The sequence below is a fragment of the Mesorhizobium australicum WSM2073 genome (genome assembly GCF_000230995.2).
Lineage (GTDB): Bacteria > Pseudomonadota > Alphaproteobacteria > Rhizobiales > Rhizobiaceae > Mesorhizobium > Mesorhizobium australicum.
On sequence record NC_019973.1, the window covers coordinates 4,948,427 to 4,962,976 of the forward strand.

Consider the following 14,550-nt stretch of genomic DNA (forward strand, 5'->3'; position numbering starts at 1 on the left):
CACAGAGATCATGAACCGCATCGCCGCCAACCTCTCCAAGACCCTCCGGCTCCTGCCGCGGGCGGCGCTCATCCTGATACTTCTGGCCGCTCCGGTCCTGGCGGTGCCGATGATGCGCGCCGATAGCGGCTCGACGATCGAGGCGCCGGCGCTCAGAAAGTCCGGCGTCGGGTTCGTGCTGCTGGTCAGCCTGCAGCGGGGTTGAAGAAAAAAGGGCGCTTTAAGCGCCTTCGGCGGCGAGCCCCCTCCCAACCGCCCGTCCAAGTCTCTATATTGAGCCATGGAAAAGCGAATCTATCCCCAAGCCATCGAATCTGTCGTCATGCCCGAGCCCTTTGGCCGGCAAAGCTTCGATAACGCCGAAAAGGCCGTTGCCGCGCTGCAGGTGCTCTACGACCGCAATACCAAGTTTCTGCGCGATTCCTTCGCGGCCCTAGCCGCCGGCGGCGACAGCAGCAAGCGCTACCGGGCCTTCTACCCCGAGATCGGCGTCACCACGAGTTCGTTCACCCAGGTCGATTCGCGCCAGGCCTATGGCCACATGCCAACACCAGGTCATTTCGCCACCACGGTTACCCAGCCGGACCTGTTCGAGACCTACCTCATCGAGCAGCTTCGGCTGATCATGCGCAATCACGGCGTGTCGGTAGCCGTCTCGGAATCGACCACGCCGATTCCGCTGCATTTCGCTTTTCTGGAAGGCACCTATGTCGACGGCGCCGCTGCCGAACGCATCAAGCGGCCGATCCGCGACCTGTTCGACGTGCCGGATCTCGACGGCACCGACGATCAGATCGCCAATGGCACGTTCGAAGTGGCCTTCGGCGAGCCCCGGCCGCTGGCGCCGTTCACGGCGCAGCGCATCGACTATTCGCTGCACCGCATGACGCACTACACCGCAACCAGCCCGCAGCATTTCCAGAACTTCGTGCTGTTCACCAACTATCAATTCTATATCGACGAGTTCGTCGCCCGCGCCCGCGACCTGATGGAAAAGGGCGGTGACGGCTACACGGAATTTGTCGAACCTGGCAACGTTATCACCCGGGCCGGGCAGAGCGCGCCCAGCGACGGCGTAGCGCCACAGCGTCTGCCGCAGATGCCGGCCTACCATCTGAAGAAGCCGAACCATGGCGGCATCACCATGGTCAATATCGGCGTGGGTCCTTCCAATGCCAAGACCATCACCGACCATGTCGCGGTGCTTCGGCCACATGCCTGGGTGATGCTTGGTCACTGCGCCGGGCTGCGCAACACCCAGGCGCTCGGCGACTATGTGCTCGCGCATGCCTATGTGCGCGAGGACCACGTGCTGGACGACGATCTTCCGGTCTGGGTGCCGATCCCGCCGCTGGCCGAGATCCAGGTCGCGCTGCAGGAAGCCGTCGCCGAGGTCACCGGCCTGTCGGGCTATGATTTGAAGCGCATCATGCGTACCGGCACCGTCGCCACCATCGACAACCGCAACTGGGAACTGCGCGACCAGCGCGGACCGGTGCAGCGCCTGTCGCAGTCGCGCGCCATTGCGCTCGACATGGAATCGGCGACCATCGCCGCCAATGGCTTCCGCTTCCGCGTCCCCTACGGCACGCTGCTGTGCGTTTCCGACAAGCCGCTGCATGGCGAGTTGAAGCTGCCTGGCATGGCAACCGAATTCTACAAGCGGCAGGTGGCGCAGCACCTGACTATCGGCATCAGGGCGATGGAGAAGCTGGCGGAGATGCCGATGGAGCGGCTGCATTCGCGCAAGCTCCGGAGCTTTTCGGAAACGGCATTCCAGTAGGCGACCGCGAAGCCTCGGCGAGGCAATTCGTCGTCTTGCTCAGGCCGCAATTTGGCCGATAAGCAAATCGAACGGACCGACACGCGGCATTCAGCGGATACAACCTCGCAGACACGACCTCAATGGGAACAGGCGCGCGCTTGAACATGACGGCTGGGCTGGCATTCCTGGCGATGACGGCATTGTCGGCCGCTTTGTTGGCCGGATTTTTCGGCACGCTGCACCCGGCGTTCGATTCCTTCTCGCATTTCCGCATTCATCTCAGCGTGCTGATGGCACTTCTGGCGCTGCCGCTGCTCGCCAGCTCGTTTCGGCTGCAAGCCGCGGCTGGGCTGCTTTTCGCCATTTTCTGCCTGGCCACAACGACGGGTGCGCTGCCCAAATGGTGGCCACAACAGGCGGCCGCCAAGCCGACCGGCCAGATCGTCTACAGCCTGCTGCAGATGAATCTGCGCTTCAACAACCCAACACCTAAGAAAGTGCTCTCACTGATCGGCCGCACCAATCCGGACGTGATCACGCTCGACGAGGTGTCGCAGATGTGGACGATCGAGCTTGGCTACATCGCCAGCGCCTACCCCTACCGAATCCTCTGCCCCTACCCAAACGGCATGTTCGGCGTGGCGCTGCTGTCGCGCCGGCCCTTTGCCGCCGACGCCGCGCCGCGCTGCGAGCCGCGCGGCGCGATGGCCATCGCCACAGCCGACTTCGGCGGCACCGATGTCGATGTCGCCGCGATCCATTTGAGCTGGCCCTGGCCGAAGGAGCAATACTGGCAGATCGGCGAACTGGCGCAGCCACTGGCCGCGCTCGGCGAGACCGCGATCATGGCAGGCGATTGCAACGCCGTGCCGTGGAGTGCCGCGGTGCGGCGGGTCGCGGCTCTCGGCGGGCTGACACTCATGCCTTCCGCCGGCCCGACGTGGATCCACCGGACGCTGCCCGACTTCCTGCGCCGCTATGCAGGCCTGCCGATCGACCAGGTGTTCAGCAAAGGCGGCGTGACGATCCTGTCTTCGACGCGGCTGGAAGATACCGGCTCCGACCACCTGCCGGTGCTGGTCGAATTCTCGGTCCGGTCCGATGAGAAACAGCCTGAGGATGAGCACGCCACCGCGCTCGCGGCGCACGATTTGCCTGCTGAGCCGCGCGGCTGACGCGTCAAAGCGAATGGAGCACCCGCGCCACGGCGAAGCGTTGAGATGGCGAACGGATTGCTCGTTCAAGGTTTCCCGATCAAGGCAGCGATCAGGTGTTCGACATGGCCGCCATCGCGATGCTCACGCCGATCGAAGGCGTTTTGCCTCGCCTCATATTCTGCATAAACGGCCTTGATGCGAAGCCGAGCCTCGCGGCGCGCCTTGTCGCATGACGGGTCGTTGGCGACCCGCAGGCCAGTTATCGACCTTTCTGTCACGCGCATCATCTCCCTGGCGATGCGCCCATGTGTTTCCTCATGGGCGCGAACACCCGCGAAAAACCTGTTCCAACGCCTCTTCAACGTCGGCGCCATGGGCGAGCCAACGCGAGGGAAGGTGTAGAACAGATTGAGCGTGCCGTTGACCCGCCGCAGCCGGCAGACGCCGTTGTCCTGGCCTCCGCCGAGATCCCAGTCGACCGTATAGGCGGTTGTGGCGATGGCATGCGTCATGAAGCCATGCTTAGGCCCCTTGCTGTCCATCGCGTCGATGAAGGCCGTACCCGAGTTTCCCGTGATGTCGTAGGTCCGCGTCTGGACGATTGCCCTGGTGCCGGCAAAGGCCTCAGGCGCGCACAGTGTCCCGATGACGGCGAGGCATGTCAGAACTGTCCGGCGCATCGGCATTCTCCTTGTCCCCGGAGAAGGGAACCATAAGCCGGTGATAGTTTCAACGGTTCTGCTGCGCTGCATGCTCTCGCAGCCGGAACTGCGCTGCAATTTTGCTGCCGCGCCCTGGACGGCGCGGCGGCGCAGGGGTCACATGCCCTGGTAGACCGGTCCTTCACCGCCTTGCGGGGGCACCCAGTTGATGTTCTGGTTCGGGTCCTTGATGTCGCAGGTCTTGCAGTGGACGCAGTTCTGCGCGTTGATGACGAAGCGCACATCCTTCGCCTGCGGGTCGGCGGCGGCGTTGCCGTCCTTGTCGACCCATTCGTAGACGCCGGCCGGGCAATAGCGTGTGGAAGGTCCGGCAAAGACATCATGTTCCGAGCGTTTCTGCAGGTCCATGTCGCCGACCAGCAGATGGACCGGCTCGTTTTCCTCGTGATTGGTGTTGGATAGGAACACCGAGGACAGACGGTCGAAGGTCAGCACGCCATCCGGCTTCGGATAGACGATCTTCTTGTGCTTGGCGGCCGGCTCGAGCGTGGCATAGTCGGCCTTGCCGTGCTTCAGCGTGCCGAAGGGCGAGACGCCGAACAGCGTGTTCAGCCACATGTCGAGGCCGCCGAGGCTGACGCCGATGATGGTGCCGAAGCGCGACCACAGCGGTTTGACGTTGCGCACCTTCTTCAGGTCCTTGCCGATGTCGGTCGCCCGCCAGGCATCCTCATAGGCGGAAAGCTCGTCATTGGCTCGGCCGGCGCCGATCGCCTCGGCGACATGCTCGGCCGCCAGCATCCCCGACAGCACCGCATTGTGGGAGCCCTTGATGCGCGGCACGTTGACGAAGCCCGCCGCGCACCCCATCAGCGCACCGCCCGGGAACGACAATTTCGGCACTGACTGCCAGCCGCCCTCGGTTATGGCGCGCGCGCCGTAGCCCAGGCGCTTGGCGCCCTCGAACGTGCCCGCGATCGCCGGATGGGTCTTGAAGCGCTGGAATTCCTCGAAAGGCGACAGATAGGGATTCTTGTAATTGAGGTGGAGGACGAAGCCGACCGCCACCTGGTTGTCCTCCAGATGATAGAGGAACGAACCGCCGCCAGTCTTCATGTCCAGCGGCCAGCCGAAGGAATGCTGCACCAGACCCGGCCGATGGTTCTCCGGCTTGACCTGCCAGAGTTCCTTGAGGCCGATGCCGTATTTGCCGGGCTCGCGGCCATCGGAGAGTTTATATCTAGCGATCAACTGCTTGGCCAGCGAACCGCGCGCGCCTTCGCCGATCAGCACATATTTGCCCATCAACGCCATGCCCGGCGCGAAGCCCGGACCATGCGTGCCGTCCTTCTCGACGCCCATGTCTCCGGTGACGACGCCGGTGACGGCACCTTCTTCATTGTAGAGCAGGCCGGCCGCGGCAAAGCCTGGGTAGATCTCGACGCCGAGCGCCTCGGCCTTGCCAGCCAGCCAGCGGCAGACGTTGCCGAGCGAGACGATATAGTTGCCGTGGTTGTTCATCAGCGGCGGCATGAAGATGTTGGGCAGGCGGAACGAACCGGCGGGGCCGAGCACCAGGAAATGGTCCGCAGTGACCGGCGTTTTGAAGGGATGACCATCCTCCTCGCGCCAGCCAGGCAGCAACCGGTCGATGCCGATCGGATCGACGACGGCCCCCGACAGGATGTGGGCGCCGACTTCGCCGCCCTTTTCCAGCACGACGACGGAGAGCTCGGGATTGACCTGCTTGAGGCGGATGGCCGCGGCAAGGCCGGCCGGTCCGGCACCGACGATGACCACGTCGAATTCCATGCTTTCGCGTTCGATATCGCTCATCAACCCCTCCGCACTGGCTTGCCGCCGTTGGCGTATCTTGCTGGCTCCTGCGCTGCATAGCGCATCAATTGGCGACAGGAAACCGGCGCATACCTGACAATGCCGATTTGGCCAAAAAGTCGCGCTTTGCGCGGCAGAGAGGCCATTTCCACGCGGCGCGGCCCGCAAGGCTTGCGTTTTTTATTGTTCGACGGCTTGCTTATCGGCCATACTTCCCGCCATGCGCATTCCCGGGCCAGGCGGCTTCTCTTCGACGCGCTTTCCATCAACGCCCGGCCGGGCCTGCCGGGCGCTTATTTTGGCCCTTCTGGCGTCGAGCCCGTGTCATGCCGTCGCGGATGAAGTGAAGGTCTGGGCGACAGGCGCATACTCGTTTTCCGACGAGCTTGGCGGTTTCCGCATCACCGGAGCCTCCGGCATCGGAACCAAGGACGATCCGCTGGTCATCACCGAAGAGCTGAATTCGGCGACACCCGTGACGCTGACCATCCGCACCACAAAGCCGATCCAGGCATTCGGCAGAGCAGGCGAGTTCGCCAATGGCATCATGTACATGCGCATCGACGTGCTCAACAACAGCGGCCAGGCCTGGATCGAGTTCCAGTTCGAGCTTCAGGAAATACTGGACCAGCCAAGCGTGTTCGGAGACGGGCTTTCGTTCGACCAGCGCAACAAGACGCCCGACAATATCTGGTCGAGCAATTTCGCCGATTTCGACCGCGATTTCGAGCCCTATGACCGGCTGCTGTTCAAAAACGGCAAGGTGGACCCGCTGAAGACCGCCAGCTTCGAATTCCTGATGACCGACTACACGCCGCGATGGACCTTCTATTTGGTTCAGGATCCACGCATACCCACTGGCTAGACCGCGACCTCGCCTTGGCAAGCGGGATTGGCTGCCGCGACCGACTTCGCCGAGGTTGCAAATTGATCCCGCCCGGACGATGGTGCGGCCATGACTGCCGCCTCTCCCAACAATCCGGTCGATTTGGCCGATCTGCTCGCCTTCTATGCCAGCGCGGGTGTTGACGAGGCGTTGGAGGATGCGCCGGTCAATCGGTTCGCGGAGGCCGTGCCGAAGCCGGCGGAGCGCACGCCGGCGGCGGCGCCACGCGAAAGCAAGGCACCGGAGCCGGCCACGGGTCCACCGCGCCTCGATGCGCGCGCCTTGCCGGATGCTCCGGCCCCGCGCCCGCCCACCTCGGCCGTGCCCGACGAAGCGCAGGCGGCGCTGGCACGCCAACTGGCAATGACGGCGACGACCCTGGACGAGCTGCGCCAGCACATGGCAGCTTTCGAGGGCTGCAATCTCAAGGCGACCGCCAAGAACCTGGTATTCGCCGACGGCAACCCGCAAGCGGCTGTCATGCTGGTCGGTGAAGCCCCGGGCCGTGACGAGGACATTGAAGGACTGCCGTTCGTCGGGCGCTCGGGCCGCCTGCTCGACCGGATGCTGGCTGCGATCGGCCTCGACCGTAGCTCGGTCTACATCGCCAATGTCATTCCCTGGCGCCCACCCGGCAACCGCACGCCGACGCCGCACGAGACCGAGATCTGCCGGCCGTTCATCGAGCGTCAGATCGAGCTGGTCAATCCCAAGGTGCTGATCAATCTCGGCGGCCCGTCGGCCAAGACCTTGCTCAACACCTCGGAAGGAATCCTGCGGCTGCGCGGCAACTGGCGCGTCCACACCACGGGTTCCGGCATTGCCATTCCAGCCATGCCGACACTGCACCCGGCCTATCTCTTGCGCACCCCCGCGCACAAGAAGCTCGCATGGCGGGATTTTCTCGAAGTGAAGGCGAAGCTGCGGGAAGTGAGCTAACGATGACCTTGCAGGTGATTGAAATACATTCAGCGTCAGCCTAGTCGTCCTGCATGACAACGCCCCAAACCTCCGCCGGTAGCCTGATCCGCGAATGGCGCACGCGACGTCGCATGAGCCAGCTCGACCTCGCCATGGAGGCCGAAATCTCGCAACGGCATCTCTCCTTCGTCGAAAGCGGGCGTGCCGCGCCCTCGCGCGACATGGTGCTGCATCTGGCCGAGCAGCTTGCGATCCCGCTGCGGCAGCGCAATCAATTGCTGCTAGCCGCGGGCTTCGCGCCGAGCTTCAGCGAACGGCCGCTCACCGACACGACGCTGGCACCGGCAATGGCGGCGGTCGAGATGGTGCTCAAGGGGCATGAGCCGTTTCCGGCATTGGCGGTGGACCGGCACTGGAACCTGGTTGCGGCGAACACGGCGATCGGGCCATTCCTGGCCGATGTTTCCGAGCCCTCTCTGCTCCAGCCACCCGTCAATGTGCTGCGGCTCAGCCTGCACCCAGGTGGTGTCGCGCCGCGGATCGTGAACCTCCAGGAATGGCGCACCCACCTGCTCGAACGGCTGAAACATCAGAACGATGCTGCCGGTGACCCGGTGCTGGTGGCATTGGAGCAAGAGCTTCGCGGTTATCCCTCTGGCCTGCAGAGCAGCCGGCCGGCGCCGGTCGAGCCGAATGCGATCGTGCATCCGCTGCGGCTTGCCCATGGCGATACGGTGCTTTCCTTCATCAGCACCATCACCGTGTTTGGCACGCCACTGGATGTCACCCTTTCGGAACTGGCGATCGAATCCTTTTTCCCGGCCGATGAGCAGACACGGGCGATGCTGGTACGCTTGGCGAAGGAACGGTCCTGATCACCCTTGCGGCAGCGCAGCTTTGCGGGTGCGCGTCCGCTCCAGACCCAGCTGCCGTTCGCGCCAGATGATGAAGATGCCGGCGGCGACCACGATCACGCCACCGACCAGCGTGCCGGGCGAGGTCACGTCGCCGAAAGCGAAATAGCCGACGACGACGCCGAGGATCATCGAGGTGTATTCGAAAGGCGCCACGACCGAGGCTTCGGCATGACGATAGGCCGCGGTCATCAAAATCTGGCCGAGCCCGCCACAAAAGCCGGCGAGGATGAGCAACGTGGCTTGTATTGGCGTCAGCGACTGCCAGCCGAAGGGCAGCGTCAACAGCGAGAGCACGCTCGCCGTCGACGAGAACCATAGCACGATGGTCGCCGTCTTCTCCGTCTGCACGAGATTGCGCACCAACAGCATGGCGACAGCGGAGATTGCCGCGGCCGCCAGCGCGGCCATGACGCCCAGGACCTCCTGGTGGTCGAGACCTTCATCCGAATTGAGCAGCGTCAGCTCCGGCCAGGAAATGACGAGCACGCCAATGAGGCCGATTGCGACAGCGCTCCAGCGATAGACGCGGATCGTCTCGCCAAGGAAGACCGAGGAGAACACCACGACCAGCAGCGGCTGTGCATAGTTCAGGGTGATCGCCTCGGGAAGAGGCAGCCTGGTGAGCGCGAAAAAGCCGAGCCCCATGGCACCGACGCCGACGACGCCACGCGCGACGTGGTTGAAGGGGCGTTTCGTGACGAATGCCGTGGCCAGATGTCCCTTCAACGTCAGGAAGACAATGATCGGGAAGATGGCGAAGAAGGAACGGAAGAAGACGATCTGCCCGGCAGGCACATCGCCCGCCGCCTTGATACAGGTTTGCATGCCGACAAATACCGCCACGGAGACGATCTTCAGCACGATGCCTCTCAGCGTACCGTGGCCGAGCGCCGTCTCTGGTTGCGCCCCCGCTCCTGATGTCACTTTGGCAATGCGTCTCTGCCCGCGGTCGAGGGCACGTTGCGGTTCTCGAAATGGCAGAACGGGAAATTATCGGGGCGCCAAACGAAAGCGCCCATCCCGAATTTCGGTGTGACGGCCGTCATGACTGCCTCGCGACAAGGAAAGGATGACCTGAATTAGGCCCTGCCGCAGTTTTGTCGAGGGAGTGTTTCGTGTAAAGAGCGCGGACTTCGAATTTTGGACCGGTCAGATCATGTCCGGTCCCCGGAAAAGACAGGAAAAGCCAGGGAATGCGCACCGATACAGGCCAGGTCTTCAAACTCGAGGACTATCGCCCCAGCGACTACCTCATTCCGGAAACCAGCCTTGAATTCCGTCTTTCGCCGCAGGCAACGGTCGTCGCCGCGATACTGACCGTCGAACGCCGCGAGGACATATCCACGTCGGCTCCGCTGGTGCTCGACGGCGATGGGTTGACGCTCAAACGCGTCGAGGTCGACGGCAAGGTGGTGAGACCGGCGGATCTGCTGACGAGCCCCGACCAACTGACCCTGCTCAAACCGCCGGCGGCACCTCGTTTCCAGCTGCTGATCGAAACCGAACTGGCCCCAGCCGGCAACGAGGCCTTGATGGGCCTTTACCGCTCGAACAACGTGTACTGCACGCAATGCGAGGCGGAGGGTTTTCGCCGCATCACCTATTTCCTCGACCGCCCCGATATCCTGTCCGTCTACACGGTGCGCATCGAGGCGCGACGCGACGAGGCGCCGCTGCTCCTGTCGAACGGCAATCCGGTCGAGAGCGGCGATCTCGCCGAAGGCTGGCACTACGCCACATGGCACGACCCCTTCCCCAAACCATCCTATTTGTTCGCGCTGGTGGCCGGCAATCTCGGCCAGGTGGCCGACAATTTCGTCACCAAGTCCGGCCGTAAGGTCGAGCTCGGCATCTATGTCGAGCCCGGCAAGGAGGCGCTCGCCGGCTACGCGATGGACGCGCTGAAGCGGTCGATGCAATGGGACGAGGAGGCGTTTGGCCGCGAGTACGACCTCGACGTCTTCAACATCGTCGCCGTGTCGGACTTCAACATGGGCGCAATGGAGAATAAGGGCCTCAACATCTTCAACGACAAATACGTGCTGGCCGACCAGGAGACGGCGACGGACGCCGATTTCGCCAATATCGAGGCGATCATCGCGCATGAATATTTCCACAATTGGACAGGCAACAGAATCACTTGCCGCGACTGGTTCCAGCTTTGCCTGAAGGAAGGGCTGACGGTCTTCCGCGATCATGAATTCTCCGCCGACCAGCGCTCGCGCGCGGTCAAGCGCATAGCCGAGGTGCGCACGCTGCGGGCCCACCAGTTTCCCGAGGACCAGGGCCCGCTGGCGCATCCCGTGCGGCCGCGCCGCTACCGCGAGATCAACAATTTCTATACGGCGACGGTCTACGAGAAAGGCTCCGAAGTGGTGCGCATGATCCGCACCATTCTCGGGGCCGAGGTCTTTCGCGCCGGCATGGACCTCTATTTCGAACGCCACGACGGCGAGGCCGCGACCATCGAGGATTTCATAAAGGTGTTCGAGGACGCGTCCGGCCGCGACCTGTCGCAATTCGCGCTATGGTATCACCAGGCGGGCACACCCAACCTGACGGTGAGTTCGACGCACAATCCGGCCGCACAGGAATTCACGCTCGAGATCGAGCAGTCGGTGCCGCCGACCCCCTCCGAAAGCCGCAAGCGGCTGATGCACATCCCGCTCGCCTTCGGCCTGATCGGCGCCGGCGGCAAACCTGTCGCGTATAGCGGCGTCGAGGGCGCCAGCGTCGAGGACGGCGTCATCCATGTCCGCAAGCGTCGCCATGTGGTGCGTTTCTCGGGCGTGGCCGAGCGCCCGGCGGTGTCGCTCAACCGTGGCTTTTCGGCGCCGGTGACGCTCTCGGCCGAGCAGAAGGCGGCCGACCAGTACTTCCTCGCCCGCCATGACAGCGACGCCTTCTCGCGCTGGCAGGCCTTCAACACGCTGTTGACCGATGCTCTGATCGCTGCCTTCCGCCAGATCCTTGGCGGCAAACAGCCGGACTTCGCCCCACGGCTGACCGAGCTTGCCGGCAGCATCGCCAGCGACGAGACGCTGGAGCCAGCCTATCGGGCCCTGGCCCTGGCGCTGCCTGGAGACGCCGATATCGCCCGCGACATCGGCAAGAACATCGATCCCGACGCCATCCATGCGGCCCGACAGGCGCTTGCGCTGGCGATCGGCATGGCCAATGGCGAGGCATTTTCCGGCCTCTACGACAGCCTTGCCGACAAGAGCGCTTTCAGCCCCGACGCGGCGAGTGCCGGACGGCGCGCCTTGCGCAACATTCTGCTGGATTATCTCTCGCTGCTGCCAGATGGAGCGGCGTTGGCGGCCGGGCATTTCCAGTCCGCGAGCAACATGACCGACCGGGCGGCCGCATTGGCCGTGCTCGCGCATCGCCACCACGGATCGCCGGAGGCAAGCAAGGCGCTGGCGGCTTTCGAACAGACATATGCGTCGGACCCGCTGGTGATGGACAAATGGTTCCAGATACAGGCCAGCGTGCCTGGGCCGCAGGCGGTGGAGACGGTTCGCGCCCTGACCGCTCATGCCGGCTTCTCGATGGGCAATCCGAACCGGGTGCGCTCGTTGATCGGCACATTCTCCAGCGCCAACCAGACCGGCTTTCACCGCGCCGACGGCGAAGGCTACCGCTTCTTCGCACGAACGGTGCTCGAGGTTGAAAAGCGCAATCCGCAAGTGGCGGCAAGACTGGCAACGGCGCTCAGATCATGGCGCTCGCTCGAACCGGGCAGGCAAGCCCAGGCCCGGGAAGTGCTGGTTTCGATCGCCAATGCCGAAAACCTGTCGGCGGATCTGCGCGACATCGTCGAGCGCACGTTGGCTTAGGCGCTCCCGCCTTCTTCCCTGCGGGAGAAGGCCGGGTTCTAAAAGCCCATTATTTAGTCGATTTTTAATCTTTTTTCGCCGGACCACTGGACAAGGCGAATCACCTTTGATTCTTTAATGGCGATTCGGAAGTGCGGTGTTGCCGGATCACCAGCACATAGAAATGCGGCATACTGAAATCGGGAGTGCCATTTATGGCAAAGGCGGACGCGTGGGGCGCGCCCGGTGGGATGGTTTTTGCGCGTCGCGAGACGCGCGGCGATGGCCTTGCCGGGAATACGCGGCTCATTGCCGAACCGGCCTACAAGCGGCTTCTGGCGGCCGAACGGCTGCTGCGCCGGTCGATACCGGCCCTCATCGTCATCTTCCTGCTCGTCATCGCGGCGCTGCGTGTAATCTCGCTGATGAACGAGCGCGACGACGTGGAGCGCGATGCCAAGGCTATCCTGACGCTGGCCGCCGCGCAGCTCGCCAGTTCGCTCGCCACCACAGCGGACACGCTGCCGGGCGCCACGCAGGACCTGCTGGAGACCACCAGCCGCCAGGGCGCCATGGGCCGCAGCCATGTGCTGGTCATTACCGACAGCGCCTTCAGGATCACCGCGGTGACGCCGCGTTCGGTGCCCTGGCAAGGCCATTCGCTCGACGGCCTCGTCCAGGGCGGCCAACCTCTGTTCATGTTCGGCGACCGGGCCGGCGTCATGGAGGTCAACATCAGCGGGCAGGACTGGTACGCAGCGGTCAGCCTGAGCAAGGACAGGAAGGGAGCCGCGGCGGCGCTCGTCCCCCAAGAGGCGGTCTTCGACACGTGGCGCAAGACCGTCTCGCTCAACGTCACCCTGTTTGTGCTGACGGCCGGCGTGCTGATCATCATCCTCTACGCCTATTTCGGACAGGCGGCGCGCGCGCAGGCAGCCGACCGCATCTATGTCGAAGCGCATCAGCGTATCGACATGGCGCTGGTCCGCGGCCGCTGCGGCCTGTGGGACTGGGACATGGTGCGCGGCAAGATGTACTGGTCACGCTCGATGTACGACATGCTCGGCTATGAGCCTTGCGAGACGATGCTGTCCTTCGGCGAGGTCGACGAGATCATCCATCCCGAGGATGGCGACCTGTTCGAACTCGCCAACAGGATCGTCGCGCGCGAGATCGACCACATCGACCAGGTGTTCCGGATGCGGCATGCCGATGGCCAGTGGGTGTGGATGCGCGCCCGCGCCCAGGTGATGGACCCGGAAGCGCCGGAGATCCAGCTCATCGGCATCGCCGTCGACGTCACCGAGCAGCGCCACCTGGCGCTGCGCTCCGAAGCGGCCGATCTTCGCCTCAGGACCGCGATCGAGAACATCAATGAATCCTTCGTGCTGTGGGATTCGGCTCAAAACTTGATCATGTGCAATTCCAAATACCAGCAGGACAATGGGCTCTCGGACCGCGACGTGATGCCGGGTGTGACGCGCGCTTCCCTGGAAGAACGTATGCTGGCCTTTGCTTCGGAGCGCCGGCTCGCCAACACCAACGGTCCGCAGGGCGGCGCCACGTTCGAGCGGCAGCTGTCCGACGGCCGCTGGCTGCAGGTCAACGAGCTCAGGACCAGGGACGGTGGCATCGTCTCGGTCGGGTCCGATATCACCCAGATCAAGCTGCACCAGGAGAAACTCGTCGACAGCGAACGCCGGCTGATGGCGACGATCCATGATCTCAGCCTCGCCCGCCGTGCCGAAGAGGAACGGGCGCGCGAACTGGTCGACCTCAACCGCAAATACATGAAGGAAACCGAGCGCGCCGAAGCGGCGAACCGGGCCAAATCCGAATTCCTGGCCAACATGTCGCATGAACTGCGCACACCGCTCAACGCCATCATCGGCTTCTCCGAACTGATGGAACAGAGGCTGTTCGGTCCGTTGGGCTCGGAGCGCTACGAGGAGTACGCCACCGACATCAACAGCAGCGGCAAATATCTGCTCGGCGTCATCAACGACATTCTCGACATGTCCAAGATCGAAGCCGGCCAGTTCTCGCTGGACCAGGAACAAATCGACCTCGGTCCGCTGATCAGCGAGACGGTGCGTGTCGTTTCGCTGCAGGCGGCGCAGAAGGCGATCACCGTGGAAACGCGCATTGCCGACGCCTTGACTTTGTTTGCCGATCGCCGGGCGATCAAGCAGATCGTCATCAATCTCCTGTCCAACGCGGTGAAATTCACCGGCCAGGGCGGCCACATATCGGTCAGGGCCCGCAACACGTCAGGCGCGCTGGTGCTGACGATCGAGGACAATGGCTGCGGTATCCCGAAGGAAGCCCTCGGCAAGCTGGGGCGCCCCTTCGAGCAGGTGCAGAACCAGTTTTCCAAGAACCATGCCGGCTCCGGCCTTGGCCTTGCCATTTCGCGCTCGCTTGCCGAGTTGCAAGGCGGTGCACTGAAGATCCGCTCGACCGAAAGCGTCGGCACGATCGTATCGGTGCGCATTCCCGTGAAGAAGGCGCCAACGGCGGTCAAGGCCGCGGCCTGAGCGACAGGCTCCGGTCGACGACCTCGGAGCGGAGCCCGTATCAACCAAATC

At 63.6% G+C, this 14,550-nt stretch carries 11 protein-coding genes; 8 read left to right on the forward strand and 3 right to left on the reverse strand.

Annotated features, from left to right (window positions below; all coding sequences use genetic code 11):
• The first annotated feature begins 10 nt into the window (after positions 1 to 10).
• From MESAU_RS23965 to MESAU_RS23975, 3 genes are all read left to right on the forward strand, one after another.
• Complete coding sequence (locus tag MESAU_RS23965) at positions 11 to 205, forward strand: hypothetical protein (protein WP_015318605.1); 195 nt, start codon at positions 11 to 13, stop codon at positions 203 to 205.
• A gap of 117 nt (positions 206 to 322) precedes the next feature.
• Positions 323 to 1,783 (forward strand): AMP nucleosidase, encoded by a 1,461-nt coding sequence (locus tag MESAU_RS23970; protein ID WP_245262892.1) that lies wholly within the window; start codon positions 323 to 325, stop codon positions 1,781 to 1,783.
• Between the two features lie 146 nt (positions 1,784 to 1,929).
• Positions 1,930 to 2,940 (forward strand): endonuclease/exonuclease/phosphatase family protein, encoded by a 1,011-nt coding sequence (locus MESAU_RS23975; RefSeq protein ID WP_015318607.1) that lies wholly within the window; start codon positions 1,930 to 1,932, stop codon positions 2,938 to 2,940.
• 65 nt (positions 2,941 to 3,005) lie between these two features.
• Here MESAU_RS23975 and MESAU_RS23980 read toward each other — a convergent pair whose 3' ends face one another.
• Together MESAU_RS23980 and MESAU_RS23985 are read right to left on the reverse strand one after the other, a co-directional pair.
• Entirely contained in the window at positions 3,006 to 3,602 is a 597-nt protein-coding gene (locus MESAU_RS23980; protein ID WP_015318608.1) for a DUF922 domain-containing Zn-dependent protease, read from the reverse strand.
• A gap of 138 nt (positions 3,603 to 3,740) precedes the next feature.
• A complete protein-coding gene (locus MESAU_RS23985; RefSeq protein ID WP_015318609.1) occupies positions 3,741 to 5,420 on the reverse strand; it encodes an electron transfer flavoprotein-ubiquinone oxidoreductase in 1,680 nt (559 codons plus the stop codon).
• Positions 5,421 to 5,640: 220 nt separating this feature from the next.
• On the opposite strand from MESAU_RS23985, the gene MESAU_RS23990 reads away from it, so the two are divergent.
• From MESAU_RS23990 to MESAU_RS24000, 3 genes are all read left to right on the forward strand, one after another.
• On the forward strand, positions 5,641 to 6,285 hold the full coding sequence (locus tag MESAU_RS23990; RefSeq protein ID WP_015318610.1) for a hypothetical protein: 645 nt from the start codon (positions 5,641 to 5,643) through the stop codon (positions 6,283 to 6,285).
• Between the two features lie 90 nt (positions 6,286 to 6,375).
• Positions 6,376 to 7,245: a uracil-DNA glycosylase gene (locus tag MESAU_RS23995; protein WP_015318611.1), complete on the forward strand. Its 870-nt coding sequence runs from the start codon at positions 6,376 to 6,378 to the stop codon at positions 7,243 to 7,245.
• A 53-nt stretch (positions 7,246 to 7,298) separates the two neighbouring features.
• Positions 7,299 to 8,102 carry a helix-turn-helix domain-containing protein gene (locus MESAU_RS24000; RefSeq protein WP_015318612.1) on the forward strand — a complete coding sequence of 268 codons (804 nt, stop codon included), beginning with the start codon at positions 7,299 to 7,301 and terminating at the stop codon, positions 8,100 to 8,102.
• On the opposite strand, the gene MESAU_RS24005 is transcribed toward MESAU_RS24000, so the two are convergent.
• Positions 8,103 to 9,068 (reverse strand): DMT family transporter, encoded by a 966-nt coding sequence (locus MESAU_RS24005; protein WP_015318613.1) that lies wholly within the window; start codon positions 9,066 to 9,068, stop codon positions 8,103 to 8,105.
• 269 nt (positions 9,069 to 9,337) lie between these two features.
• Here MESAU_RS24005 and pepN point away from each other — a divergent pair, with 269 nt between their 5' ends.
• Positions 9,338 to 11,983, forward strand: coding sequence for an aminopeptidase N (gene pepN / locus MESAU_RS24010; protein WP_015318614.1), 2,646 nt, complete (start codon positions 9,338 to 9,340; stop codon positions 11,981 to 11,983).
• 194 nt (positions 11,984 to 12,177) lie between these two features.
• Complete coding sequence (locus tag MESAU_RS24015) at positions 12,178 to 14,499, forward strand: PAS domain-containing sensor histidine kinase (RefSeq protein ID WP_015318615.1); 2,322 nt, start codon at positions 12,178 to 12,180, stop codon at positions 14,497 to 14,499.
• Positions 14,500 to 14,550: the final 51 nt, after the last annotated feature.

Coding starts and splice junctions, on each gene's coding strand:
- MESAU_RS23965 (WP_015318605.1), top strand. CDS start 11: ATGAACCGCATCGCCGCCAACCTCTCCAAGACCCTCCGGCTCCTGCCG.
- MESAU_RS23975 (WP_015318607.1), top strand. CDS start 1,930: ATGACGGCTGGGCTGGCATTCCTGGCGATGACGGCATTGTCGGCCGCT.
- pepN (WP_015318614.1), top strand. CDS start 9,338: ATGCGCACCGATACAGGCCAGGTCTTCAAACTCGAGGACTATCGCCCC.
- MESAU_RS23990 (WP_015318610.1), top strand. CDS start 5,641: ATGCGCATTCCCGGGCCAGGCGGCTTCTCTTCGACGCGCTTTCCATCA.
- MESAU_RS23985 (WP_015318609.1), bottom strand. CDS start 5,420: ATGAGCGATATCGAACGCGAAAGCATGGAATTCGACGTGGTCATCGTC.
- MESAU_RS23980 (WP_015318608.1), bottom strand. CDS start 3,602: ATGCGCCGGACAGTTCTGACATGCCTCGCCGTCATCGGGACACTGTGC.
- MESAU_RS23970 (WP_245262892.1), top strand. CDS start 323: ATGCCCGAGCCCTTTGGCCGGCAAAGCTTCGATAACGCCGAAAAGGCC.
- MESAU_RS24015 (WP_015318615.1), top strand. CDS start 12,178: ATGGCAAAGGCGGACGCGTGGGGCGCGCCCGGTGGGATGGTTTTTGCG.
- MESAU_RS23995 (WP_015318611.1), top strand. CDS start 6,376: ATGACTGCCGCCTCTCCCAACAATCCGGTCGATTTGGCCGATCTGCTC.
- MESAU_RS24000 (WP_015318612.1), top strand. CDS start 7,299: ATGACAACGCCCCAAACCTCCGCCGGTAGCCTGATCCGCGAATGGCGC.